Source organism: Achromobacter denitrificans NBRC 15125 (assembly GCF_001571365.1).
Lineage (GTDB): Bacteria > Pseudomonadota > Gammaproteobacteria > Burkholderiales > Burkholderiaceae_B > Achromobacter > Achromobacter denitrificans.
This window is the reverse complement of sequence record NZ_BCTQ01000024.1, coordinates 1-25,188: the sequence shown is the minus strand read 5'-3', so window position 1 is coordinate 25,188 and position 25,188 is coordinate 1. Positions and strand designations below refer to the sequence as shown.

24 protein-coding genes and 1 tRNA gene are annotated in these 25,188 nt (G+C 66.3%); 9 read left to right on the top strand and 16 right to left on the bottom strand.

From position 1 onward, the window contains the following. Positions 1-38 precede the first annotated feature (38 nt). The gene (locus ADE01S_RS19620) at positions 39-665 is read left to right on the top strand and encodes a TetR/AcrR family transcriptional regulator (RefSeq protein ID WP_062683406.1); all 627 of its coding nucleotides are present in this window, start codon (positions 39-41) and stop codon (positions 663-665) included. A gap of 11 nt (positions 666-676) precedes the next feature. After that, positions 677-2,266, top strand: coding sequence for a sensor domain-containing diguanylate cyclase (locus ADE01S_RS19615; RefSeq protein WP_062683405.1), 1,590 nt, complete (start codon positions 677-679; stop codon positions 2,264-2,266). A gap of 22 nt (positions 2,267-2,288) precedes the next feature. Here ADE01S_RS19615 and ADE01S_RS19610 read toward each other — a convergent pair whose 3' ends face one another. After that, the gene (locus tag ADE01S_RS19610; protein WP_062683404.1) at positions 2,289-4,364 is read right to left on the bottom strand and encodes an AsmA family protein; all 2,076 of its coding nucleotides are present in this window, start codon (positions 4,362-4,364) and stop codon (positions 2,289-2,291) included. A gap of 245 nt (positions 4,365-4,609) precedes the next feature. On the opposite strand from ADE01S_RS19610, the gene ADE01S_RS19605 reads away from it, so the two are divergent. Next, on the top strand, positions 4,610-6,514 hold the full coding sequence (locus ADE01S_RS19605; RefSeq protein ID WP_062683403.1) for an LTA synthase family protein: 1,905 nt from the start codon (positions 4,610-4,612) through the stop codon (positions 6,512-6,514). A gap of 4 nt (positions 6,515-6,518) precedes the next feature. On the opposite strand, the gene ADE01S_RS19600 is transcribed toward ADE01S_RS19605, so the two are convergent. Beyond that, complete coding sequence (locus tag ADE01S_RS19600; RefSeq protein WP_062683402.1) at positions 6,519-7,124, bottom strand: DNA-3-methyladenine glycosylase I; 606 nt, start codon at positions 7,122-7,124, stop codon at positions 6,519-6,521. Between the two features lie 146 nt (positions 7,125-7,270). Between ADE01S_RS19600 and ADE01S_RS19595 the strand changes: the two genes are divergently transcribed. After that, on the top strand, positions 7,271-7,732 hold the full coding sequence (locus ADE01S_RS19595) for a YkgJ family cysteine cluster protein (protein ID WP_062683401.1): 462 nt from the start codon (positions 7,271-7,273) through the stop codon (positions 7,730-7,732). A gap of 42 nt (positions 7,733-7,774) precedes the next feature. On the opposite strand, the gene ADE01S_RS19590 is transcribed toward ADE01S_RS19595, so the two are convergent. Continuing rightward, on the bottom strand, positions 7,775-8,554 hold the full coding sequence (locus ADE01S_RS19590; protein ID WP_075873344.1) for a helix-turn-helix domain-containing protein: 780 nt from the start codon (positions 8,552-8,554) through the stop codon (positions 7,775-7,777). Between the two features lie 143 nt (positions 8,555-8,697). Here ADE01S_RS19590 and ADE01S_RS19585 point away from each other — a divergent pair, with 143 nt between their 5' ends. The 3 genes from ADE01S_RS19585 to ADE01S_RS19575 all read left to right on the top strand — a co-directional run bounded on the left by ADE01S_RS19585 (position 8,698) and on the right by ADE01S_RS19575 (position 9,986). Next, positions 8,698-9,138: a ferric uptake regulation protein gene (locus ADE01S_RS19585; protein WP_062683400.1), complete on the top strand. Its 441-nt coding sequence runs from the start codon at positions 8,698-8,700 to the stop codon at positions 9,136-9,138. Next, on the top strand, positions 9,135-9,554 hold the full coding sequence (locus tag ADE01S_RS19580; RefSeq protein WP_062683399.1) for a hypothetical protein: 420 nt from the start codon (positions 9,135-9,137) through the stop codon (positions 9,552-9,554). The genes ADE01S_RS19585 and ADE01S_RS19580 overlap by 4 nt, the downstream gene beginning before the upstream one ends. A gap of 141 nt (positions 9,555-9,695) precedes the next feature. Continuing rightward, complete coding sequence (locus ADE01S_RS19575; RefSeq protein WP_062683398.1) at positions 9,696-9,986, top strand: ClpX C4-type zinc finger protein; 291 nt, start codon at positions 9,696-9,698, stop codon at positions 9,984-9,986. Positions 9,987-10,016: 30 nt separating this feature from the next. Here the strand turns inward: ADE01S_RS19575 and ycaC are convergent, their stop codons facing one another. Further along, positions 10,017-10,643: an isochorismate family cysteine hydrolase YcaC gene (gene ycaC, locus ADE01S_RS19570; RefSeq protein WP_062683470.1), complete on the bottom strand. Its 627-nt coding sequence runs from the start codon at positions 10,641-10,643 to the stop codon at positions 10,017-10,019. Between the two features lie 208 nt (positions 10,644-10,851). Between ycaC and ADE01S_RS19565 the strand changes: the two genes are divergently transcribed. Beyond that, positions 10,852-11,829, top strand: a complete 978-nt coding sequence (locus ADE01S_RS19565; RefSeq protein ID WP_062683397.1) for a LysR family transcriptional regulator — start codon at positions 10,852-10,854, stop codon at positions 11,827-11,829. Here the strand turns inward: ADE01S_RS19565 and ADE01S_RS19560 are convergent. The 6 genes from ADE01S_RS19560 to ADE01S_RS19535 all read right to left on the bottom strand — a co-directional run bounded on the left by ADE01S_RS19560 (position 11,810) and on the right by ADE01S_RS19535 (position 17,637). Beyond that, the gene (locus ADE01S_RS19560) at positions 11,810-12,724 is read right to left on the bottom strand and encodes an SMP-30/gluconolactonase/LRE family protein (RefSeq protein WP_062683396.1); all 915 of its coding nucleotides are present in this window, start codon (positions 12,722-12,724) and stop codon (positions 11,810-11,812) included. The genes ADE01S_RS19565 and ADE01S_RS19560 overlap by 20 nt on opposite strands. Before the next feature lie 56 nt (positions 12,725-12,780). After that, positions 12,781-13,614 carry an NAD-dependent epimerase/dehydratase family protein gene (locus tag ADE01S_RS19555; RefSeq protein WP_062683395.1) on the bottom strand — a complete coding sequence of 278 codons (834 nt, stop codon included), beginning with the start codon at positions 13,612-13,614 and terminating at the stop codon, positions 12,781-12,783. Between the two features lie 37 nt (positions 13,615-13,651). Next, entirely contained in the window at positions 13,652-14,644 is a 993-nt protein-coding gene (locus ADE01S_RS19550; RefSeq protein WP_062683394.1) for a TRAP transporter substrate-binding protein, read from the bottom strand. 71 nt (positions 14,645-14,715) lie between these two features. Continuing rightward, a complete protein-coding gene (locus ADE01S_RS19545; protein ID WP_062683393.1) occupies positions 14,716-15,987 on the bottom strand; it encodes a TRAP transporter large permease in 1,272 nt (423 codons plus the stop codon). Further along, on the bottom strand, positions 15,984-16,523 hold the full coding sequence (locus tag ADE01S_RS19540; protein WP_228468134.1) for a TRAP transporter small permease: 540 nt from the start codon (positions 16,521-16,523) through the stop codon (positions 15,984-15,986). The genes ADE01S_RS19545 and ADE01S_RS19540 overlap by 4 nt, the downstream gene beginning before the upstream one ends. A gap of 178 nt (positions 16,524-16,701) precedes the next feature. After that, on the bottom strand, positions 16,702-17,637 hold the full coding sequence (locus ADE01S_RS19535; RefSeq protein WP_062683391.1) for a 3-hydroxyacyl-CoA dehydrogenase family protein: 936 nt from the start codon (positions 17,635-17,637) through the stop codon (positions 16,702-16,704). A gap of 143 nt (positions 17,638-17,780) precedes the next feature. Here ADE01S_RS19535 and ADE01S_RS19530 point away from each other — a divergent pair, with 143 nt between their 5' ends. Next, a complete protein-coding gene (locus ADE01S_RS19530) occupies positions 17,781-18,716 on the top strand; it encodes a LysR family transcriptional regulator (RefSeq protein WP_062683390.1) in 936 nt (311 codons plus the stop codon). A 32-nt stretch (positions 18,717-18,748) separates the two neighbouring features. On the opposite strand, the gene ADE01S_RS19525 is transcribed toward ADE01S_RS19530, so the two are convergent. The 6 genes from ADE01S_RS19525 to ADE01S_RS19500 form a co-directional block, all read right to left on the bottom strand. Beyond that, positions 18,749-18,824, bottom strand: a tRNA-Lys gene (locus ADE01S_RS19525). A 130-nt stretch (positions 18,825-18,954) separates the two neighbouring features. Continuing rightward, positions 18,955-19,752 carry a MetQ/NlpA family ABC transporter substrate-binding protein gene (locus ADE01S_RS19520; RefSeq protein ID WP_062683389.1) on the bottom strand — a complete coding sequence of 266 codons (798 nt, stop codon included), beginning with the start codon at positions 19,750-19,752 and terminating at the stop codon, positions 18,955-18,957. A gap of 56 nt (positions 19,753-19,808) precedes the next feature. Beyond that, on the bottom strand, positions 19,809-20,462 hold the full coding sequence (locus ADE01S_RS19515) for a methionine ABC transporter permease (protein ID WP_062683388.1): 654 nt from the start codon (positions 20,460-20,462) through the stop codon (positions 19,809-19,811). Beyond that, positions 20,419-21,507, bottom strand: a complete 1,089-nt coding sequence (locus ADE01S_RS19510) for a methionine ABC transporter ATP-binding protein (protein WP_062683387.1) — start codon at positions 21,505-21,507, stop codon at positions 20,419-20,421. Before ADE01S_RS19510 ends, ADE01S_RS19515 begins: the two co-directional genes overlap by 44 nt. A 260-nt stretch (positions 21,508-21,767) precedes the next feature. Beyond that, on the bottom strand, positions 21,768-23,993 hold the full coding sequence (locus tag ADE01S_RS19505) for a glycoside hydrolase family 31 protein (RefSeq protein WP_062683386.1): 2,226 nt from the start codon (positions 23,991-23,993) through the stop codon (positions 21,768-21,770). Between the two features lie 271 nt (positions 23,994-24,264). Further along, the coding region (locus ADE01S_RS19500; RefSeq protein ID WP_122984343.1) for an FAD-dependent oxidoreductase at positions 24,265-25,188 on the bottom strand (924 nt) is incomplete at its 5' end.

Here is a 25,188-nt window from a genome sequence, read left to right as displayed (position 1 = left end):
ATCAACACAAAATTCGCGCGACAGGTAAAATCGAGCCTATGGCAGAACGTGGGCGTCCCCGGAACTTCGACCGAGCCCAGGCCTTGCGCAAGGCCATGGATGTGTTCTGGTCGAAGGGATATGAAGGAGCATCGCTGACCGATCTGACGGAAGCGATGGGGATCAATTCGCCCAGCCTCTATGGCGCCTTCGGCTCCAAGGAAAGCCTGTTCCGCGAAGCGGTCGAGCTCTACCGCGACACCGAAGGCAGCTCGGGCAGGCGCGCGCTGCAGGATGCGCCCACCGCCCGCGAAGCCGTCCAGTCCATGCTGCTGGCCTCCGCCGAACGCTTCACCGCGCCCGGCCATCCTCCCGGCTGCATGATCGTGCTGGGCGCGCCATCGGGCTGCGTGAACCACGCCAGCGTGGGCGACTTCCTGGGCGACAACCGCCGCGAGATGCAGGGCCGCATCCTGGCCCGGCTGCATGCGGGCGCCGCCGGCGGCGAGCTGCCCGCCGGCGCGGATCTCAAGAGCCTGGCCGCGTTCTACGCCACCGTGCTGCACGGCATGTCGATCCAGGCGCGCGACGGCGCGACCCGCAAGACCTTGCAGGCCGTCGCCAGGCAGGCGATGTGCGCCTGGGACGCGTTGGCCGGACACCCGCCGGACCGCGCCAGCCTCTGACGGATCGCGTCATGTTCCGCATCGATTTGCGGCGCCTCATCCTGTGGATCAGCCTGCTCTCGGTGATCCTGGTGCTGGCGGGCGGCCTGCATGCCAGCTATCTGGTGCAGCGTGACCTGCTGCTGCGCAACGCGCTGGATGTCAACCAGGCCTATGCCTCGAAGCTGGCCAGCGCGACCGACACCTTCCTGACCGACCTGCAGCGCTACTTGGCATACAGCGCGGACATGCTGAGCGACATGGAGACGCGCCCGCAGGACATGGGCGCGGAGACCCGGCGCCAGGAACAGCAGCTGGGTCATTTCAATTCCAGCTTCGTCGTGTCGCCGCAGGGCAAGGTGCTGGCGGTGTCGACCTCGTCCCCGCAACTGCTGGGCCAGAACCTGGTCAGCGAAGCCTTCACCCAGGCGCTGTCCGCCAGGCGCCCGACCATCAGCGAGCCTTTCCAGACCCGCAGCGGCCGCTGGGTGATTCTCTATACCCATCCCATCGTCTCGCCCGACTACCGCTATCTCGGCTACATCGCGGGCACGCTGTACCTGCACGAGGACAATGTGCTGGACCGGTTGCTGGGCCAGCATTTCTACCGCGACGATTCCTCGCTGCTCGTCGTGGACCGCAACGGCACGCTGATCTATCACCCCGACCGCAGCCGCCTGGGGCAGCGCAGCCCCGACAATGAGGCCCTCGCCGCCGCCCGCCGCGGAGAGACCGGCGAGATGCGCTACACCGACGACCGGGGCCGCGAGATGCTGGCAGGCTATGCGCCGGTGCCGAGCACGGGCTGGAGCATCGTCGCGCAGCGCCCCGTCGACAATACCCTGCAGCCCCTGAGCGACCTGCTCATGGCCACGGCCAGTAATACCCTGCCGCTGCTGCTGCTGTCCGTGGCGTCGATCTGGCTGCTGTCGCGCTGGATCGCCCGCCCGCTGGGCGAACTGGCCGGCATCGCCAAGCACATGCAGAATCCGGATTCCGCGGACCGCATCCGCAAGGTGCGCTCCTGGTATTTCGAGGCGGCGCAGCTCAAGCGCGCGCTGCTCATGGGGCTGGCGTCGCTGCATCACAAGATCCGCGACCTGCGCCGCGAAACCACCACGGACACCCTGACCGGGCTGTTGAACCGACGCGGCCTGGACGAAGCGCTGGCGCTGCTGCAGGCCGAGGACGAGCCGGTGGCGATCGTGGCCATCGACATCGATCACTTCAAGAACATCAATGACCGCTACGGGCACGCCGCCGGCGACCGCGCGCTGCAGGCGCTGGCCCGGTTGATGAGCGAGGGTTCCCGCAGCGGCGATACGCTGGCGCGCGCCGGCGGCGAGGAGTTCGTGATGCTGCTGCCCGGCGCGCCCATGGCGGCCGCGATCGCCATCGTGGACCGCCTGCGCCAGCGGATGGCGGCGCAGCATGGAGCGGTGCCCGCCCCCATTACCATTTCGGCGGGCGTGGCGGCCTACCCCGAACACGGCACGACGCTGGACGCGGTCTACCAGCGCGCGGACCAGGCGCTCTACTACGCCAAGAACCACGGCCGCAATGCCGTCTGCGTGGCGGACGACAACACCCAGGCCGGCTCGCGGAGCGCGCCGCCGGCCTAGGGCCAGGCGCCGCCCTGCCCGCTTATTTCTTCGGAGAAGCCGGCGCTTTCGGCGGCTTGCGCATTTGCTCCAGCAGCGGACCGCAGGCGTTCTCGTCGGTGGTGCTGGGCGCGATCAGGGCCAGCAGGCCGGCGGCCGGCGTCAGCAGCACGCCCAGCGCCACCATGCCCGCGCCGCGCGCGGCCAGCGGCAGCGCATGCACGCCCACGTCGGGCGAGCCGAACGTGCCCCGCACATACAGCGGCGAACGCAGCGAAAAGATGCGGAAGCCCTTGCTGTCCGGCGTGATGTCCATGTCGACCGTCTCGTTCTTGAAGTCGGCCGTGCCGGTGATGCTGATGAGCGCGTTCTCCGTGTCGAAGACAAAGACGCGCGGCGTCATGACGCCGTTCTTCATCTCCAGGTCGGCGGCGCCGCAATTGATCTTGACCTCGTCGTCGCCGAACAGCTTGGACACGACGTAGTTGCCCACGTTCAGCCCCGCGATCTCCATCAGGCTGCGGCTGATCACCCCGTCGTTGACCAGCATTTTCACGTCGCCCGTGGACGTGCCCAGGAGCGCGGCCACCGAGTTGCCGGCGCCGCTCACGGCCAGGTCGCCGTTCAGTTCGCCCAGCGTTTTCTGCATCGCGGGCGTCGCCGGGAAAAGCTGCTTGAGCCGCAGGCGGCGCGCGTGCAGCTCCACGCGGCCGGTCAGCGGCGCGCCCGAGCCGTCCAGGCGGACGGTGGAATTGATGTTCCCGCCGGCCATGCCGAAGCGCAGGGGATCCAGCGTCAGCTTGCCGTCCTGCAGCACCACGTGGACGGAAAGGTCGGACAGCGGCAGCTTACTGTCGTGCACGATGCGGCCGGCTTCCAGCGCCACGTCGGCGTCCATGTCGCGCCAGCGATCCGTGCGGAATGCCTGGGTCGGCAGCACCTTGCCGCCCTTGGGCTTGGCGGGCGCGTCCTTGGCCTTGTCGGTTTCGGCCCCTGCCACCTTGCCCGAAGGAACGCCGATCAACGGCCCCAGATCCTCCATGCGCAGTTGCTTGGACGACAGTTTCCCGGTCAGCTTCGGCCGGGGCGCGCCCAGGGCGAACGAGATGTCGCCATGCAGGTCGCTGTTTCCGACCTTGCCGTTGAACGCCTTGTAATCGAACACGGCTCCGCCGGGATTGCGCAGCTTGGCGACCAGATGCCCGTCGGTGGAGTACGGCGGCGTATCCGGCAGGGTCACGCCGGTCAGCGGATACAGCTGGGCCATCGAGGCGCCCGACAGCTTAAGCCGCAGGTCGAGCGCGCCCAGGTTGACGGGATCGGTCAGGGTGCCCGCGATCGCCGCGCGGGTGCCGCCGATCGTGACGTCCGCCTGCACCGGGAAGGGCTGCCGGTCATCCTGCAGGGCCAGCATGCCGCCTACCTTGCCTTCACCCTTGGTGGCCAGCCCCTTGTACTTGCCGTCCACCTTCCAGCCGAACACGTAGTCGCGCGGCGCGGTCTTCGCGCCGTCCTCCTCCGCGAAGGCCGCGCCCGCCACGTCCGCGAAGGGCACCGGCTTGCCCAGGGGATCCACCTGCACGGTAAGGTCCGCCTTGAGGACCTCGTCGACCAGCCCGACGCGGCCCTTGTCGAAGCCGATCTCATTGATATCCAGCACCCAGGGCGACGGCTCGCCGGTCTCGGGCAACGTGAACTCCCAGTTCGCCCGGCCGTCGGCCAGGCGTTCCAGGTCGGCGGCGGGCTCGGTCAGCTGGATGCGGCGGATCACCACGCGCTGGCGCAGCAGCGGCAAGGGCGCGAGGCTGAACTCGCCGCGCTTGAGCGTGGCGAACTGCGGCGCCTTGGCCCAGGGGGCATTGCCCACCGAGATATCGTTCGCGATGAAGCGCGGCCACGGCACCCAGGCGCGCCAGCCGCCCTCGTCCGGCTGCCGCTGCCACTGCACCCTCAGGTCCCCGTTGATGGCGAAGGGCCGCCCGATCGCGGCGCTGACCCGTTCGTTGATCATGGGCCGGGCCCGATTCCAGTCGAAAGTGGCGATCCCCGCCACCGCCACCGCCACGAGGAGCGCCGCTCCCCCTACAATCCCGATCGCTATTTTTCTTGAGCGCGTCATGGTTATGATCCTTGCCATTGCGGCCGGCGTACCGCGGCCGGCCATCGCTACCCTTAAAGGGTATCGCGGCCCGCGGCGCCGGCCGGGCTCGCCGGCCCCATAATGTATGCGGATCTTTCCAGCCCATTCGCCTTGGCGGCGCCGCGCGGTGTGCCTCGTCCGGCATTTGCGCAGCATGATGCGTGCCCGGCCCCCCTACGGCCGGTTACAAAGCGAAATGGATCGCTGACCAACCTGGAGGCCCGATGCGGCATTCGACCTTGATTTTCGTGGTGGCGGCATTTGCGCTGCTGACGCTCAGCCGCCTGGCGCTGGCCGCCTGGCAGTTCAAGCGGGTGCGCGATGCCGGGGGCCTGCTGCCCCTGCTTCTGGGGGGCCTGCGTATCGATGCCCACCAGATCGCCGTGCTGGCGGCGCTGCCGGCCGTGCTGTCGCCCCTGCTGGGGCACTTTCCGCTGGCCGCCACGCTGGCCGGCTACTGGTACCTGGTCGCGTTCATCCTGCTGGCGTTCCTGGAAGTGGCCAGCCCGCCCTTCATCCTGGAATACGACACCCGTCCCAACCGCCTGTTCGTCGAATACCTGAAACACCCCCGCGAAGTCTCCGGCATGCTCTGGCGCGGCTACAAGACGGCGCTGCTGGGCGGCCTGGGCGCCCTGGCGCTGATCGGCTGGGGCGCCTACGGCCTGTTCGGCGACGCCCGGCCGGACGCGCAACTCACGTGGTGGCAAATGCCGCTCGCCAGCCTGGCGATCCTCGCCATCGTGATCCTGGCCATCCGCGGCACCCTCGGACACCGCCCGATCAACCCGTCCTCGGTAGCCTATTCCTCGGACGGCATGCTCAACACCCTGGCGCTGAACTCGCTCTACAACGTCTTCTACGCCATCTACAGCATGAAGAACGAGAAGTCCGCCTCGGCCGTCTACGGCGGCATGGACGACGCCAGGATGCAAGGGCTGGTGCTGGCGCAGGCCGGCCTGCCCGACCCGCCCGCCAACCCCGATTTCCCCAGCCTGCACCACCAGCCGGCCACCCGCAAGACGGCGCGGCCGCTCAATCTCGTGATCATCCTGGAAGAAAGCCTGGGCGCGCAGTACTGCGCCGGCCTGGGCGGCGCCAACCTGACGCCGGAACTCGACGCGCTGGCGCGCGAGGCCTGGGCCTTCACGCGCTGCTATGCCACGGGCACCCGCTCGGTGCGGGGGCTGGAGGCGGTGGTCACGGGCTTCCTGCCCACGCCGGCGCAGGCCGTGCTGAAGCTGCCGCGCTCGCAACGGGGCTTTTTCTCGCTGGCCGACCTGCTCGGCCGCCATGGCTACCATTCGCGCTTCATCTACGGCGGCGAATCGCACTTCGACAATATGAAGGGCTTCTTCCTGGGCAACGGCTTCAAGGAAATTGTGGACCGCGCCGATTTCGTCGACCCCGCCTTCGTCGGCACCTGGGGCGCCTCGGACGAGGACATGTTCACCCAGCTGGACCGGCTGCTGCGCGAAGACGGCGACCGCCCCACCTTCACGCTCGCCTTCAGCGTGTCGAACCACTCGCCCTGGGAGTATCCGGCGGGCCGCATCCAGACCGAAGGCAATCCGGCCACCGTGGAGAACACGGTCCGCTACGCCGATTGGGCGCTGGGCCGCTACTTCGAGCGCGCCAAGGCCGCCCCCTACTGGGAAAACACCGTGTTCCTGGTGGCCGCCGACCACGATTCGCGGGTCTTCGGCGCCAGCCTGGTGCCGGTGCGCCACTTCCACATCCCCGCCGTGATCCTGGGCGCCGGCGTCGAGGCGCGCCGCGACGACCGCCTGATGAGCCAGATCGACCTGCCGCCCACCCTGCTGTCGCTGATCGGCGTGGATACCGAGCACCCCATGATCGGGCACGACCTGACCCGCAGCACGCCGGGCCGGGCCATCATGCAGTACGACAACACCTATGGATATCTGAAGGAAAACGACCTGCTGGTGCTGGCACCCAACAAGCCGCCGGTGCAGTACCGCTACACCGCGCCTGAAGACTACGCGCCCGTGGACCTGGACCCGGCCCTGGCCACCGAGGCGCTCGCGCACGCGCTGTGGCCCAGCTGGGCCTACCGGGAAGGACGCTACTGCCTGCCGGGCGCCGTGGTTCCCGAAGCGGCGGCCTGAACCGCTACGCGGACCGCTTGAACGCCTTGCGCGCCTTTTCGCTGGCCGCGTGGCAATGGCAGTCGGGGCTGTGGTCGTTCACCATGCCCACCGACTGCATGAAGGCGTAGACCGTGGTGGGCCCGACGAACTTCCAGCCCAGCTTCTTCAGCGCCTTGGACAGCGCCTCGGATTGCGCCGACGTGGACGCGCCGTAGGTGGACGGCGCGCCCGGCGGGGCTTCGAAGCGCCACAAGTAGGCGCCCAGCGAGCCCTCGCGCTCGATCATCTCCAGCGCCCGCGCCGCGTTGTTGATCACGGCCTCGATCTTGCCGCGATGGCGCACGATGCCGGCGTCGGCCAGGAGCGCCAGCACCTCTTTCTCGCCGAATCTCGCCACCTTGGCGGGATCGAACCCGGCGAAGCCGCGCCGGAACGCCTCGCGCTTGGACAAGATGGTGCGCCAGCTCAGGCCGGACTGGAACCCTTCCAGGCACAGCTGCTCGAACAGCGCGCGGTCGTCGGCCTCGGGATAGCCCCACTCGCGGTCGTGGTAGGCCATGTATTCGGCGGAGGTATCCACCCAGCGGCAACGGGCCAGGCCGTCGGAAAATTCAGTGTTGGCGTTCAAGGCAAGCTCCTGGGCGCGTTCGGGCCATCGATGCTACCGCAGCCGGGGCGCCAGCCCCAAAAAAACCGTGGCGGCCGCGGTTCATATCCAGCTAATATTTGCGACCCTGATCCCGCGCCGGCCCTGACCGCGCGCTCCGGCGCCCCATGTCCCTGCTCGACTCTACCCTCGTCACCTTCGTCTCGCCCTCCGTCCTGGCGGGCGACGACCCGGCCGCCAACCCATGCCTGGACTGCGGGGCCTGCTGTTCGCACTTCAGGGTGTCGTTCTATTGCGGCGAGCTGGCGGGCGAAAACGGCGGCCACGTGCCCGTGGAGCTCGTCACCCAGATGAGCCCGCTGCGCGCCTGCATGAAAGGCACCGAAACCGGCGGCGGGCGCTGCATCTCGCTGCGAGGCGAACTCGGCCGCCCCGGCATCCATTGCGCCATCTACGAGCAACGCCCCACGCCCTGCCGCGAATTCGACGTCTGGATGCCCGACGGCTCGCCCAATCCCGACTGCCAACGGCTGCGGTTGAGCCTGGGGTTGCCGCCGGTTCCGCCCCGCCCGGACGCCGAGAACGATCCCCAGGGCCCGCTGCATCCCAACCAGCCGGCCGCGGCCTGACGCGGCCGCTCAGTTGACGCGCGCCGCGGCGACCAAGCGCCGCTATCCCCGCCCCGCCAGGTAGCGGGTGGGCGTGGCGCCGAACGCGGCGCGGAAGCTGCCGATGAATGCGCTGGTGCTTTCGTACCCGACGGACAGCCCGGCCTCGGTCACCGAACCGCCGCGGCACAGCAGTTCCAGGGCGCGCAGCAGGCGCGCCTGCTGCCGCCATTGCCCCAGCGTCACGCCGGTTTCCTGGCGGAACCGCCGCATCAGCGTGCGCGACGACATATTGAGCCGCTGCGCCCATTCATCGATGCCGGCGGTGTCGTCCGGCGTATCCAGCAGCGTGTGCGCCAGCTCCTGCAGGCGCGGGTCGGCAGGCATGGGCAACAGCACGGGATCCTGTTCCCGGTGCTTGAGCTCCTCCAGCAGCACGTCGAACAACTGCTCCTGGTAGGCGGACGACAGCCTCCCTCCGTCCGATCCCGTGAAACGCTCGACCAGGGCTTCGATCAGCCTGGAGGCCGGCCAGGACCGGCAGCGATCCGGCAAGCGCCCGCAGGCATCCTGGCGCACGTACAGGAACGAACCGCGCGCCTCGCCGAACCATCTGGCGCCGTGCTGCACGCCGGGCGGGATCCAGCCCAGGCTGCCCGGCATCACGGTCCAGACCTCGGCGCCCGCCTGCACCACCACCAGGCCCTCGTGCACCAGCACCAGCATGCCCTCGTCATGGACATGCGAGGGCACGGCAATGCCTTTGGATTCGCGGCGCCCCTGGACACTGAAGGGGGTCAGCAAGACATCCGGGAGGACGGGCGCGATGGCCACGTGAAGCATGGTTGGCAGGTTTGAGCTACTGGTTGACGGTTTCCGGCGAGCGGGGCTTTTTGAAAATGTACATCATTCTCACCAAGACCGGTTCATACCGAAGGGCGCCCCCACGGGCCCCAGGACATCAGCCCCCCTGACGGAGCAACCTCATGGATCACTCACGGCTGCGCCTTGCCGGCATCAAGGCCACTTTCCCGCGGATGAAGATCCTGGACATCTTCTACCAGCACGCCGGCCTGCACATGAGCGCGGCGGACGTTTACCGCAACCTCATTTCGGACCACAGCAGTATCGGCCTGGCCACCGTCTATCGCGTCATTACGCAACTAGAAGGCGTCGGCCTGCTCAAACGAACTCAGCTCGACACGCATACCAACGTGTACGAACTCAACGACAAAGGACATCACGACCACCTGGTCTGCACGCATTGCGGGCGGATCCTGGAATCCAGCGACCCCGCCATGGCGCAATTGGTCAGGAAGATCGCGAAACAGAGCGGCTTCCTGCTGGACTCCTACAGCCTGGTGCTCTATGGCGGCTGCGGATGCCACCTGGACGCGCCCACTTCCCCTCACGGAGAATTCGAATGAACCGCGAACAATTTTTCTTCCACGACCTATCCCAGTTTCCCATCGTCACGGCCAGGCACGGCGGCGCGCCCGACGGCTATTCGGCCACCTGGATACGCGAAATGGAAATGCTGGTGGATAACCCCCAGACCTTCGTCATGGTGGTGCCCGACATGCGCCAGGAGGCCGGCCAGGCCGACCGCAAGGCCATGATCGAGTGGCAGACCGCCAATATGCCGCGCCTGAAAGCCCGCTGCCGGGCCTTCATCGCCGTGGAAAGCGACGCCGAAGCGCTGGACAAGCTGCGCAAGCGCGGCGAAAAAATGGCCCGCGCCTTCGGCATGCCGTTCCTGGCGGTGGCGACCGCCGGGCAGGCGACGCAGTGCGCCCGGGAACTGCTGGGGCAGTCCGGGCCGGGCGGCTTCGTCGTCGATTGAACGACCGCGGTTCCGCCCCGCCGGGCGGCATAGTCGACCGGGCCGGCTTAAGAGTTCGCGCGCCGCGCCGTTGTCCTAGACAGGGCACCGGCATTCGCGGCGTCCGCGTTCCCGCCAACCCGTGAATGAGCCGCCAGACGCATGAACCTCGCCCTCGCTTGTATCTTCTGCCGATCGACGCTCGCCCAGGGCGCGCCGCTGCTCGAAAAAAACGGCGCGGCCATCTGCAAGGGCTGCGTCGACAACTTCTCCGCCCTGTTCGCCGAACGCGCCTGGGTCATGGCGGCCACCCTGGAAGAGCAGCTGGACGTGCTGCTGGAAGAAAGCCAGCGCGCCCTGGCCCACAGCGAATCCCTGTCCGAGCGCGCCCGCAGCTGCGGGCTGAGCCTGCACGAGCTGTCCGCCCTGCCGGCGCGCAGGCTGGCCTCCTGAGAGGCCGGCGCGGCGCCGCCGGCCCCGGCCTTACTTACTGGCCTTGACCGTCGAGTACGAGGCCATCAGGTTGCGGTAGTCCGGGATGTGGTTGGCGAACAGCGTGCCCAGGCCTTCGATGTCGTTGCGCCAGTCGCGGTGCAGTTCGCAGGCCACGCCGAACCAGCTCATCAGTTGCGCGCCGGCCTGCTCCATGCGGCGCCATGCCGCGTCGCGGGTCACTTCGTTGAAGGTGCCCGATGCGTCGGTGACGACGAACACGTCGAAGCCTTCCTCCAGCGCCGACAGCGCCGGGAAGGCCACGCACACTTCCGTGACCACGCCCGCGATGATCAGCTGCTTCTTGCCCGTGGCCTTGACGGCCTTGACGAAGTCTTCGTTGTCCCAGGCATTGATGTTGCCGGGACGGGCGATGTAGGGCGCCTTGGGAAATTTGTCTTTCAGTTCCTGCACCAGCGGGCCGTTGGGGCCGTCTTCGAAACTGGTGGTCAGGATGGTGGGCAGCTTGAAGTATTCGGCCAGGTCGGCCAGGGCCAGGACATTGTTCTTGAACTGGTCGGGCTGGAAGTCCCGCACCAGCGATAGCAGGCCGGTCTGATGGTCGACCAGCAGCACCGCGGCCTGGGTCTTGTCGAGTTTCACGTAGGGCTTGGCCATGAGTTTCTCCAGGAAAATGTTGAACTGCACCCAAGAGTAGTGCAGTCCGGCCGCGCCGCGGGGCAATATGGGTTTCCTTCGGCCGAACGCCGGATTCGTCCCTACAGAACGGCCCGGGACGCGGCCTGCGGGGCCCTGCGGCCATCGCCCCCCGGCAGTACACTACCGGCCTTGTTCGCACGAACGCCGATGAGCCGTAGAAACAACCATGCAGTGGCGATACGACGACATGGAAACCTTCGTGCAGGTGGTTCGCTGCGGAGGGGTCACGGGCGCGGCGAAGCACCTCACGCTGACCAAATCGGTGATCAGCAAGCGGATCCGCGATTTCGAACTGGCCCTGGGGCTGCAGTTGTTCCAGCGGCTGCCCGGCAGGCTGGAACCCACCGAGGCCGGCGAGGCCCTGTACGACCGCATCGCCCCCTTGCTGGGCGAACTCCACGAAGCCGTGGAAGACATGCTGCCGACCAAGGGCGATACGCTGCGCGGCCGCCTGCGCATCTCCACGCCCATGTCGTTCGGCATCCTGTACCTGGGCCCGGTCATCGCCGATTTCGGCCGGCAGCATCCCGGCCTGGAGATCGCGGTCGACTACGACGACCGCCCCGTCTCGCTCGCCCAGGGCGGCTATGACGTGGCCGTCCGGATCGGGCACTTCGAGGATTCGTCCCTGAAGACGCGCACGCTGGGCGAATGCGAACGCCTGATCTGCTGCAGCCCCGATTACGCGCAGCGCCGCGGCCTGCCCACCCGCGTGGCCGATCTGGCCGAACATGACGCGATCGATTACGCGCTGGTGCACGCCAGGCGATTCTGGCAATTCGAGGGCCCGCAAGGCGAGCCGGTCACCGTGGCGATGCGCTCACGGATCCTGGCCAACAATGGCGAAGCCATCCGCGACATGGCCATCGCGGGGCTGGGCATCGCCTCCCTGCCGGCCTTCCTGGTGGACGAACCGATACGCAAGGGGCTGCTCGTCGCCCTTCCCCTGGAGCTGCGGCAGCGCCCCTACACCATGGCGGCCCTGTACCCGAACACCCGGCACGTGCCCGCCAAGGTGGTCCGCGGCTTTATCGACCACCTGGTGCGGATGCTTCAGCTGCACGCGCCGCAAGAGGCGCCGGCGGGCGGCAAGAACGCCGCCCGCAAGGCGAAGCCGGCGCCGGTCAGACGCCCGAATACATGACGCGGCCGGGCACCGGCATCGGCGCCTTCAGGATGGACCCCGACTCGGACTCGGTGATGTAAAGCGTCTTGCGGTCCGGCCCGCCGAACGCGACATTGGTGGTCAATGCCCCCAGCGGGGAATTGACGCGCAACATCGGTTCGCCGCGGTTGCTGAACAGCCAGACCGCGCCCAGGCCGACGTGCGCGACCGCCAGGTTGCCCTCCTCGTCGATGGCCAAGCCATCGGGCCCGCCGCCGCCGGACATCTGGATGAAGGTGCCGACCTTGGTCACGTGGCCGTCGCGCGTCAGCGGAACGCGCCAAATGGCATTCGCCCGCGTTACCGCCACGTAGAGAACGGACTCGCTCGGATCCAGCACCAGGCCGTTGGGGCTGGGGATGTTGTCCAGCAGGCAGTCGACGCGGCCGTCCGCCCGGCGCCGGAAGACGCGGCCCGTCTGGTCGTGCCAACCCGTCAGGCCCTGGTCGGTGAAATACAGATCGCCGTTGGACGCGAACACCAGGTCGTTCACCGCCTTAAGGCGCTCCAGGTGGACGCGCTCCAGGACGGGCGTGACCTCGCCCGTGTCCGGATCGAGCTGGACGATGCCGCGGGCGTAATCCGCGATGAAAATGCGGCCGTCCCGATGGATCTTGAGGCCGTTGGGCTCCCCGTCGTAGTCGGCGATCAGCGCGAAGCGGCCTTGTTCGTCGACCCGGAACACCCGGCCCCAGGGCACGTCCACGCAATACAAACGCCCCTGGGCATCGAAGGACGGCCCCTCCAGCAGGGAATGCGGCGGCTGGTTGCCCGGCTGGTAGCGATGCCACTCGGACGTGCCTTCCGGCTTCCTGAAGGCGTCGGGCAGGCGGGCAAAGACTTGGGCTTCAATGGCTGGCGGAGCGGCGTACATGGTTTCCCCGTGGCAACTGCTGATTCATGGATGGCGTAGATCGTGACACGAAAGCCTCAGGAAATCCTGTCGGTCGTGCCGACGAATTCCAGGGGGCAATAGAAGCCGCCGTGGAACTGCGCGGCGATCGGGTCCTCGGGAATGTTCCTGGCCAGGATCTCCGCCGCGAAGACCTCGGAGTCGTCCTGCGGCTGGTAACCCAGGAACTTCACGTTGGAATTGTCCCAGCGGTTGCGCAGGTTGTTCGACACCCCATAGGCCACGGCGAAATGGTACGACTCGTGCTCGATGCAGCAACGCGTCAACTCCGCCATGTCCTTGTGGCTGATCCAGGTCAGCAACTGCCGGGCCTCGCTCGGATGGTCCGGCGTGCGGAACGTCCCGATCCGCAGGCACGCGACCGACATGCCGTACTTGTCGGCGTACATCCGGCCCAGGGCCTCGCCGAATACCTTCGACACCCCATACAGCGAATCGGGCCTGGGTTCCACGGTGTTGTCCAGGAACTTTTCCCTCCGGTGGTAGCCCACGGCATGGTTGGAGCTGGCGAAAATGACGCGCGGCACGTTTTGGCGGCGAGCGGCTTCGAATACGTTGTAGCAGCCGTCGATGTTCATCGGGAGGATCTTCTCCCAGGTGTCCACGCCGGGAATCCCGGCGAGATGAACCACGCAATCGATGCCTTCCATGCAGCGCTCGACGGAGCTCATGTCCCGCACGTCGATCGCGCAGATTTCCTCGCCCTCGCGGGCGGGCTCCTGCTCGGCGATGTCGGCCAGGCGCAGCAGGGCATAGCGGCCGCGCAACTGGTCGCGCAGGCATTTTCCGATGTTCCCGGCCGCGCCCGTGATCAGCACCCGCAGGTTTTCAGGTTTGGTGAAGCAAGTCATTGGTCTTCCTGTGTCTGTCCCGAAGCCGGGCTAGGGATTATTTCTTGGCGGTGGCCTTGGCGGCGATCACGGCGTCATACAGCGCCTGGCCGTTGGGCGCGTCGCCGATCAGCTTTTTCGTCACCGGCCGGGTTGCCTGCACCAGGGAGTCCAGGTCGCTCGGATAGACGATCTCGACGCCCTTTTTCTTCATGGTTTCCATGCCCTCGTCATAGACCTTCTTGTAATAGTCGCGGGCGTAGGCCATCGCTTCGTCGGCCGATTCCTTGACGATCTTGCGCTGATCTTCGGAGAGGGAATCCCAGCGGGTCTTGGACATGACCAACAGCGCGGGATGGATATTGATGTGCGTCATGTTGAAGTACTTGGACACTTCGATGAACTTGTCGGACACGAACTGGTCGGGCGTGGTCTCGCCGCCATCGATGACCTTCTGCTGCAGCGCCAGGTACAGCTCGGAGTACGCCATCGGCGTGGCTTGCGCGCCCAGCGTCTTGTAGCTTTCCACGTATCCCGGCGACTGGATGACGCGGATCTTCATGCCTTTCAGATCGCCGGCGGAATTGATGGCCCGATTGCCGAAGACATTGCGCTCGATGGCGGAGAACCAGCCCAGGCCCACCATGCCGTATTTCGGCAGGATAGCCATGAACTTGTCGCCGACCGGACCGGCGAGGATGTCGTTGGCCTGCTCCACGCTGTCGAACAGGAACGGCGTATCGAATACCAGGAACTCCTTCACCACGTTGTTCAGCGCCGGCTGGCCGGTGACGAACAGGTCGGTCGCTCCGGCCACGGCGCCCTGGATCATGGTGAGTTCCCCGCCCAATTGCGAGTGCGGGAACACCGTGACGTTGATCTTCCCGTTCGATTTCTCTGTCAGGATCTCGGCGAACTTCTGCGTGCCGACGTGGAAAGGGCTGTCCGTGGTGAGCGTATGCCCCACGTCCATGTTCAGCGCATGGGTCGGCGCGGAGAACATCAGCGCGCTCAGGGCTCCGATGCCCAGCATTTTCTTGAAAGCCTTCATTGTTGTCTCCTGGATTATTTCTGGATTTATGTTTGTTCGGTTGGCGCCGGGCTGCCGCCCGGCGCCGCTATCTACAGAAAGGCCGTGCTGAGGGCGGGAACGTACGAGATGATCAGGATGTCCACGACCAGCACCGCGAGGAAGATGACCAGGTAGCGGGCCAATTGATGCATCTTCAACTGGGCCACCTCGCACACCACGAACAGATTGACCCCTACCGGCGGCGTCACCATGCCCACGGCCAGGTTGGTGATGACGATCATGCCGAAATGGATGGGATCGATGCCGAAGCTCACGCTGATCGGCGCCAGGATCGGCACGATGATGAGGATCGCCGCCAATGCTTCGATGAACATGCCGACCACGAACAGCAGGCCGTTGACCAGCAGCAGGAAGACGAAGGGGCTGGTGGTCATCGAGCCGAGCGCGGCGGCCACGCGTTGCGGCACCTGGTTGATCGTCAACAGGTACGCGAACACGGCGGCGAAGGCCACGATCAGCAAAATGATCGCGGACATCACCGCCGCCCGGCCAAAAATGCCGAGCAGGTTCTTGAGCGTGATTTCCTTGTAGACGAACATGCCCAGCGCCAGGCCGTAGAGGACCGCGATGCAGGAGGCCTCGGTCGGCGTGAACAGGCCGCCATATATGCCGCCCAGGATGATCACGGGCATCATCAGGGCCAGCGTCGCGTCCCGCAACGCCACCAGCACGCCTTTGGCCCAATCCTTCAGGCTCACCGGGCGAACTTCGTCGAAGCCCATGATGCTGGCGACCACGCACACCGTCAGGATCAGCGAAATGGCGATCAGCAGTCCGGGAAGGATCCCCGCGATGAACAGCGCCCCGACCGATACGTTGGCCGTCAGCGCGTAGACGATCATCGGAATGGAGGGCGGAATGATCGCGCCGAGCTCCCCGGAAGAAGCCGCGATCGAGGCCGCGAAGGATCTGGGATATCCCTTCTTTTCCATTTCGGGGATCAGCACGGATCCGATGGCCGCGGTGGTCGCGGACGAGGACCCCGATACCGTGGCGAACAGCAGGGACGTCAACACGGCGACGGCGCCCAGCCCTCCCCGGATCCAGCCGACGAAGGCGTTGGCCAGCTGCACCAGCCTGCGCGCGACGCCTCCGGACTGCATGAGATGGCCCGCCAGGATGAAGAACGGCACGGCCATCAGGCTGAACGAATCCAGGGACTGGAATGCCATCTGCGCGACGATCAGCAACGACCGGTCGCCCGACTGCAGCGCCATGGCCGCGGACAGGCCCAGCGCCGTCATGATCGGCGCGCCTATCAGCATGATCAGGAAAAACGATAAACCGAGAACCAGGATCATATTGCCCCCTCGACGCTATTTTTTATTTCCATCGCTTCTTCCATTTCCGCCGATTCCCGCTGCGGCAATTCAACGTTCAGCAGTTCCTTGACCGCATTGGTGAGCGTGTTCGCGCACATGAGCAGGCAGCCGATCGCCATCAGCGAATAGACATAGGCCATCGGCATTTCCAGCGCGGGCGACCACTGCCGCATTCCGAGTTCGATCAAGTGGATGGATTTCCAGACCAGCAGCAGCGCAAGCGCCAGGGTCAGGAGATGGGACAGCAGCCGCAGCCAGCGCGCGGTGCGCTCCGGAATCATGCTGATGAATACGTCCACGCCGATCAGCCGCAGGTGATAGGCGGCCACCGCGCCGCCGATGAAGACGCTGCCGACCATCATGTAGCGCGCGATTTCCTCCGCCCACGGCGCGGACAGCGGAATGCCGGTGTAGGTATAGAGAAGCCGGGCAAGCACGGAAATCGAAATGGCGACGATCATGCCTAGCAGCAGCAGTCCGGCGCATTTCTCCGCAACGTTGTTTACGGTATTCATGGTTCGCTGCAAAGCCATGAATTTCATGTGGGAGGCAGAGCGTTCGCTCATATGGCCTCCCCGGTTTTTTTGTCTCGCTTCATCAACCCACCCCTTTTGCTAGATAGGAGCCTGCGTCGCAGGCTGGTCTTTTTGGTATTTTTTTATGGATGCTGCGTTTGCCTTGCGTCGGCGGAGATCAGTGGTTGGCCTCTTCGTCCGCGAGAATGCGCGCCGCCTTGAGCAGCGCCGTCTCGTAGCGCTTCTTTTCGAGCGCCACTTGTTCCGGGGTCCATTGGTAAAACCCGCGCAACGAGGGAGACTTCACTCCGATATTCCCGTTGGCCACCAGCTCGCGCATATAGGCGCTGGGCTCCTGGTCGGTGCGCAGGTAGGGATACATGGTCGCCGCGGCGGCGCAGTGGATATCGATCCCGGCCAGGTCCTTCTGCAGCAGCGGGCCGGCGGCGATATACCGGAACCCGAACCCATACCGGACGGCCGCGTCCACGTCTTCCGGAGAGGCGAAATCCTCTTCGACCAGGGCGATCGCCTCGCGCATCAAGGCATGCTGGATCCGGTTGGCAAGAAAGCCCGGAATATCGCGCTTGACGCGTATCGGCTTTTTCCCGACCGCGCGCATGATGTCGCTGACCCGGTCGGCGGTCGCTGCATCCGATTGCGCGCTGCAAACCACTTCGACGGCAGGCACCAGGTGGGCCGGCATGAAGAAATGCAGGCCGAGCATGCGGCATTGCGTCGCCAGGTTTTTACCTATCTGGCTTATCGGGAAACTCGACGAATTACTGGTCAACGGCGTCGGCGCCGGACACAGGGTTTCCAGCTCGGCAAAAACCGCCTGCTTCAGTTCAAGATTTTCGAATACGCATTCGATGACGATATCGACGCCGGCCCAATCGACGTCCGCCAGCGCGCCATGAACGGCGGGCGGGGCTTCGCCGCCGTCGGCGCCGAGCGCCTGCGCCGCGGCATCCACTTTCCCCGGCACCGCAAGCCGCGCCGTTGCATCCGTTTCAACGACATGGACGCTCCAGTCCGCCACCTGGAACATGGCGGCGACCGCGCATCCCATTGTTCCTCCGCCGACCACAACCACCTTATTGACGCTGCTCATTATTTTTCCCGTTTAAAGGCCAGGTTAAGTGCTGAGCATCAATGTACAGAGATGGCTGTGATTGGTAAAATTCAAATATACGAATAGAGTTTTCAAGAATATTAATAACTCAAGCTATCGCAGTATTGAATGGAGTTTCGGCAATGCTGGGGGATCTGAAGCAACTCCGCGCGTTTCTCGCGATTGCCCGCTTGGGAAACTTCACGCGCGCCGCGTATGAGCTGAACATCTCGCAATCGGCGCTCACCATACAGATCCAGCAGCTCGAAACGCATTTGCGCACGCACCTGTTCGATCGCAATCGCCGAAGCGTGAACCTGACGCCGCAAGGCCTGGAACTGCTTCCGAGAATCGAGCGCGTGGTGACCGAAATCGAAGACCTGGTCACGCACGCTCGGGAGGCCAGCGATCCGGAACGAGGCACCGTGACCGTCGCCGCCCTGCCCTCGCTGGCGGCGGGCCTGCTGCCCCACGCGATACACCGGCTGAATCGCGAATACCCCGGCATCACCGTCCGCATACGCGACACGGTGGCTTCGCGCCTGACCTACATGATCCGGAACGGCGAAGTCGACTTTGGCGTCGGCAGCCCGGTCAAGCGCGATCAGGAATTGGTGTGGGACAAGCTGATGACGGACCGCTTCTGCGCGTTCGTCGCTCCGGACTATCCCTGGACGACGCAAGACACGGTGACGCTCAAGGACCTTGCCGGCCCGCCGCTCATCCTTCCGGTAAGGGAAAGCAGCATCCGCATGCACATCGAAGCCGCGGCCGACAAGAACAAGATTTCGCTGCCGGCGGCGTATGAGGCCGTGTACAACTCCACCATCATGGCGATGGCGGCGCAGGGGCTCGGGGTGGCCATCCTGTCGGAGCTGGTGGCGCGCGGCGGAGACACGAGCCGCCTGCGGCGCATTTCGATCGATGATCCGCCGCTCTACCGGTACATCGGCATCCTGCGACGCGCCGGCCGCTCGCTGTCCCGGCCCGCCGAACTGCTGGCCGAGGCCTTGCGCGAAGTCGCAAGCGTGGACCCTACGGACGAAAAAAAAGCACCGCGATCGCTCGCAGGTGCTTGATTCTCTTTCCGCCTTCGCAAAAAAGGCGGAGGTGGTGGGCTGAGCGAGACTCGAACTCGCGACCAACGGATTAAAAGTCCGCTGCTCTACCGACTGAGCTATCAGCCCGACCGAAGCCAGAAATTATGGCGCACTTGAAGGCGTTTGTCAAAAAAAGGATGCCATCACCCCTTCCCGCGCCCTCCCCGCCAATGAAAACGGCCGCCAGCGGCGGCCGTTCCGGGTAGTCGATGGACGCTTACCAGGCGGCCACCACGGCGCCCTTGTACTTGGTCTCGATGAATTGCTTCACGGCCGGGCTGTGGTAGATGCTGACCAGCTTGGCGAACTCGGGGCGGTCCTTGTCCTGTTCACGCACGACCAGCACGTTGGCGTACGGCGAATCCGAGGCTTCCTGGGCGATGGCGTCCTTGGCCGGATCCAGGCCCGCTTCCAGCGCGAAGTTGGTGTTCACGGCCGAGGCGTCCGTGTCGTCCAGCGAACGCGGCAGCTGGGCGGCGTCCAGTTCGATGAAGCGCAGCTTCTTGGGATTCTCGACCACGTCGATCGGGGTGGCCTTCAGGCCGGTGTCGGGACGCAGCTTGATCAGGCCGTTGGCCTGCAGCAACAGCAACGCGCGGCCGCCGTTGGTCGGGTCGTTCGGCAGCGCAAAACGGGCGCCTTCCTTCAGTTCCGACAGGGACTTGATCTTCTTGCTGTAGATGCCGATGGGGAAGATCACGGTCTTGGCGATGCTGACCAGCTTGTAGCCGCGATCGGCGTTGGCGTTGTCCAGGTAGGGCTGGTGCTGGTAGCTGTTGGCGTCGAGGTCGCCCGAGGCCAGCGCCACGTTGGGCTGCACGTAGTCGGAGAATTCGATGACCTCGATCTTCAGGCCCTGCTTGGCGGCTTCCTGCTTCACCACGTCGAAAATCTGGGCGTGCGGGCCGGCGGTGACGCCGATCTTCAGCGGCTTGTCCTGGGCCAGCGCGGGCTGGGCGATTACGGCGGCGCCGAGGGCAAACGCGGCCAGCGACTTCAAAACCTTGATGCTCATGTTGCAAGTATCCCGAATGACGGAAGTGGGGGAAGAAAGCAGGGGCTCGCGCCCGGTCAACGATGCGAAATGCGGCGCACGTAGCGGTCGCCCAGGCTCTGGATGACCTGGACCAGCACGATCAGCACGATGACGACCGCGGCCATCACGTCGGACTGGAAGCGCTGGTAGCCGTAGCGGATGGCCAGGTCGCCCAGGCCGCCGCCGCCGATGGCGCCGGCCATCGCCGAATAGCCGATCAGGCTGACGACCGTCACGACGGTGGCCGCCACCAGGCCGGGCAGCGATTCGGGCAGCAGCACCTTGAGAATGATCTGCATGGGCGACGCGCCCATGGCGCGCGCGGCGGTGATCAGCCCCGGATCGACTTCGCGCATGGCGTTCTCGGCGATGCGGGCCATGAACGGAATGGCGGCGACCGACAGGGGCACGATGGCGGCGGTGGTGCCGATCGAGGTCTGCGCCACGAAGCGCGTGAACGGGATGATCGCCACCATCAGGATGACGAAGGGCACCGAGCGGGTGGCGTTGATGACCGCGCCCAGCACGTGGTTCACGGACTGGTTTTCAAGCATGTTGCCGCGGGCCGTCACGGTCAGGATCACGCCCAGCGGAATGCCGACCACCACCGCGATGGCGCTGGCCACGCCCACCATCAGGAGGGTGTCAAGCAGCGACGTAATAAGCAGGTCGATCAGTTGCGGGCTCATGGGCGATTTCTTCAACGGTAATGTCACGGGCGGTCAAGGCGGCGATCGCTTCCTTGACGGCGGCGGGCGCGCCCTGGGCCAGCACGAACATCGTGCCCACGGCCACGCCCTGGATGTCTTCGACGCGGGCCTGGATCAGGTCCACGTCCAGCGAGAACTGCTTGTACAGGTCGGACAGGAACGAGCCCGACGCGTCGTTGCCGGTCAGCGACAGGCGCAGCAGGCGCAGGGCCTGGCCCGGCCGGTCGGCGGCCAGCGTGGCGATGCGTTGCTTCACCGCCGCCAGCGTGGCGTCGGTCAGGTCGGACGCGGTGGCGGCCGACACCATGGCGCGGGTCACTTCGTGGCGGGGCTGCGCGAACACTTCGCGCGTGCTGCCCAGTTCCACGACTTCGCCCTGCGACAGCACGGCGACGCGGTCGCAGACTTCGCGCACGACTTCCATCTGGTGCGTGATCATGACCACGGTCACGCCGGTCTTGCGGTTGATGTCGCGCAGCAGGGCCAGGATGTTGTGCGTGGTTTCCGGGTCCAGCGCGGACGTGGCTTCATCGCTGAGCAGCACGTCCGGATTGTTGGCCAGGGCGCGGGCGATGCCGACGCGTTGCTTCTGGCCGCCGCTGATCTGGCTGGGATAGCGATCGCGCAGGTGTTCCAGGCCCACCAGCGCCAGCAGGCGCTCGACGCGGGCCGGGATCTCGGCCTTGTCCACGCCGGCGATTTCCAGCGGCAGCGCCACGTTGCCGTACACCGTGCGACGCGACAGCAGGTTGAATCCCTGGAACACCATGCCGATGCGGCGGCGCTGGGCGCGCAATTGCGCTTCGCCCAGGCCCGTCAGCGGCTGGCCGCCGATGGCGATCGTGCCTTCATTGGGGCGTTCCAGCAGGTTGATGCACTGGACCAGCGTGCTTTTACCGGCCCCGCTGGGGCCGATGATGCCGAAGACCTCGCCCTGCTCGATATGCAGGTTGATGCCCCGCAGCGCCTGGAATTGGCCATGCGGCGTGGCATAGGTCTTTGATAGGTTCTCGATGTGAATCATGGCAAGCGATTTTGTATCTTCTCTCTTCTAAAGAGAACGACCGTTTTTTCCATTTTTAATAACTTTAAGTAATATAAAAGCCCGAACTGCCGCCGGCCGGCCTCGCCGCGAGGCGCCAGCCATGAACGCGGAAATGGGCAGCGGGGAAGGAAAGCCCTTCCCCGCTGCCCACCTGTTTCTCCGGGCTGCCCCCCTCAAGACCGCCTGCGCGCCCGCGCGGCGGGCGCCTGGACCGGGGGATCCTGTTTCTTATCGCGCTCTTATCGCGCGCGCGAGATGCGGACTTCCGCGCCGCGGCGCTTGACTTCCAGCCCCTCGGACGGCGAGATGCGCAAGCCTTCCAGGCCCTTGATGTAGCTGGATCCCTGCATCTGCATCACGCGGATCTTGTTGCGCATGACGACCGGGTTGTGCACCGGCATGCCGAACATCCAGACCTCGTCCAGGATGCGGGCCGAGTTGAACTCGCCCGTATGCTGCGCGGCCGGCCCGAGACAGAGCATGTGCCCTTCGCGGCCGAACACCGGGAACTGGCCCAGTTCGCAGTCGATGGTCCAGGTGGTGCCGCCCTCGTAGCGGTGCCCCGTGTTCAGGTCCCACCAGGCTTCGCCCTTGGGCAGGTAGACGCGCACCTGCTTGCCGGGTTCCGTGACGGGCGCCACCAGCAGGGCCGGTCCCAGCAGGTATTGCAGGTCCCAGTCGTGCGCGTGGGGATCGTTCGGGAACGACATCGCCATGGAACGCTGCACCGGCAGGCCGGTGCGCGCCGAATCCTCGATGGCGCCCAGCACATAGGGCACGAGGCGATAGCGCCATTGCATCCAGGTCTTGGCGTGCGCCAGGGTTTCTTCGCCGAAGTCCCAGGGCATCAGGCCATCCACGCCCTGGAAAGAGAAGTTCGACGAAAACACGCCGACGGTGAGCCAGCGCAGGTAGAGCTCGGGCGTCATGCCGGCGCGGTCGCGCGAGGCCGAGCCGATGCCGTGCACCTGCACGGGCAGGCCGCTGGCGCCGATCGACAACGCGGTGCGCAGGGTATGGCGCAGCCCTTCCCAGCTGTTCTCGACCTGCGGGCCCACCTGCCACGGCAGGCGCTGCGCGGCGGGGAACAGGTCGGCGCTGGGCACCACGCCCTCGGGCGGCACCTTGAGGCCGGCGACCGCATCGAACAGCGCGCGGCGCACCAGCAGCGGATACATGCTGCGCAGCGCGGGGCCGGTTTCGCCGTTGCGGGCCGTCACGCCGTCGGGGATGGCGATCTGGGCGTCGCACGCGGGCGCGTCCAGGCCGTCTTCCACCAGCTGGCGATGGCGCTCCACCCACAGGTTGTAGATGTCGCGGTAGGTCAGGTCCAGCAGGCCGTACGGTTGGCCGGAGGTGGCGGCGTTGCCGTCGAACACCTGGGCGGAGCCGTCGTCCTTGGCAAGCAGCCAGCCGCGGTCTTCCAGTTCCTCGAACAGCGGGCTGGTCTTCAGCACGCCAGGGAAGCCGGACGCCGCGACATGCACGTTGTGCTTGTGGAAGAGCGCCAGCATCTGCTTGGCATCCGGGAAGCGCTGGGCGTCCCATTCGAATACCGTCTTGTCCGCCTGGAAGCCCCATGCCGCCGGCTGCGCCAGCGTCACGGCATCCACCGGGATCTGGTTTTCGCGCATGCGCGCCACCAGGGCCACGGTCTCGGTGGGCATCTGGCCCGCGGCCTGCTGCAGCCACGCGCCCATCGCCCACAACGACGGCTGGCCCGCGCGGCCGGTCAGCGCGGTGTACTGATTGAGGATCTCGCCGGGTTCGCCGACGAAAAGGAACAGGTCCAGGACGGCATCGTCCACGGTCAGCACGTACGCGGAATCCGCGGGCGCGACGCCGACCGAATGCTCGACGCGGCGCATGGTGTTCACGTAGACGCCCCAGCCGCGCGGACTCCAGGCCAGCGGCAACGCCCGGTGCTCGGGGTCGTCCGAGACCACGGACTCTTCGCGGCGGTTCAGATCGCCCGGGGTTTCGCCGAGACCGAACACGCGTTCGTCGGCCTGCAGCGTGAAGCCGGCCGTCCAGACCGCGTCGTCGGCCTGTTCCAGCGCGTTATGCCCGAAGGCGGGCGTGTGAGCGGACACTTCCGACTCGAACACCCGTTCTTCGTTGCGATAGAGCGCCACGCGCACAGGATTGGAGAGGATCTCCAGGACGACGTCGCCCTGGGAGATCCGCCAGCCTTCGCCGTCATCGCGCGGAGCGATAGCGGCCTCGCCCACGGCCTCCTGGCGCGCGAGCAGCATTTCCGCCACGGCGCGCGCACGCGCGCCGGGCTTGTCATCGGTAAGGTGATTCGCCGCGCCGCAGCGCAGGCGGAAAACACCAGGCGCATGCGCCTCGACTACCAGGTGCAACCCATCGCCCGCGTCGAAATCGATGCGACTGGGGCGGGACGTCAGCAGCTCGACGTTATCGAGCTGGGTAGTATGGGCAAAGTCGAACTTGGGCGGCACAGAGCATCCCCCGGCTTAAGCCAAAAACCATCAAAAGACGCTATTTTGACGGATTTGGGCTTTGAAATAAACTCGGTCCCTCTTTTGGACGGCCAACTCATCCATAAAAGGGGTCTAAAGCCCCCGGCCATTGCCCACGGGCGCAGAGCTCCGAGGGGCCGCCGAAACGCCGGGTCTGGCACCAATTCAGGCCCATTTGGCGCCAAATCCTGGCAATTCCTGCATTCTACGCCACCTGGGGACCCTCTTTCTCTCTCCGTCCCGGCTTTTTTCAACGGGGTGAAACCAGCCTGGCCAAGTCCGTTTCCAGCGGCGAAGGTTCGCCCGCCAAGCGGGCGGCGATCACGTCGCCCATCAGCGCCGACCACGACAGCCCGCGCGACGCGTACCCGATCGCGAGCCACAGGCCGGGCGCATGCGGCAACGCTCCCACGGCGGGCAGCCGGCCGGGCAGCACCGCCCGCCAGCCCGCCCAGCCCGGCAGGCTGCCGGGCGCCAGCGCCTCGAACGCCGCGGGCAGGCGGCCCAGCAGGCCGGCCGCCTTGTCCAGGGTGACCCGCTGCCCCTCGGCGCCGATCCGCGCCTCGCTGGCGCCGTGCACGTAGGTGCTGCCGGCGACGCAACCCTCGCCCGTGTCCGGCAACAGATAGCCCTCCCCGCCGACGATGCAGCGCGGCCCGCCCTCCAGGGCCTCCGCCGGCACCAGCGTCACCTCCCCGGCCAGCGCGTGCATCTGCGCCACGCGCGGCAGCGGGTCCAGCAGGCCGCTGGCCGACAAGACGCCCTGCGCGCCGACCGCGTTGGCCAGGATGACCGTTTCCGCCTGCGCAAGCTCCTCGCCCGCCTCGTCCCGCACGCTCCAGGCCGCTCCGGTCCGTTCGACCCGCGCCACCGCGCCCGGCAGCACCGTCACGCCGGGCAGGGTCAGCAAGGCCTCGATCAGGCGTCCCGGCCGCACCAGCATGCCTCGCGAGAAAAACACGCCGCCCCGCGCCAACGGCAGGCCGGCCAGCTCGCTGGCCTCGTCCCGGCTCACCTGGCGCACCCAGCGGGATGGAAACGCCAGCGCCTCCAGGGTATCGGCCATGGCGGCGGACCGGCCCGCGTCGCGTTCGAGCTGGACGGTGCCGCAGACCCGCGGCGCCGCGTCCGCGGCCAAGCCGAGCCAGCGCGCCAGGGCGCGCTGGCTGCCCGC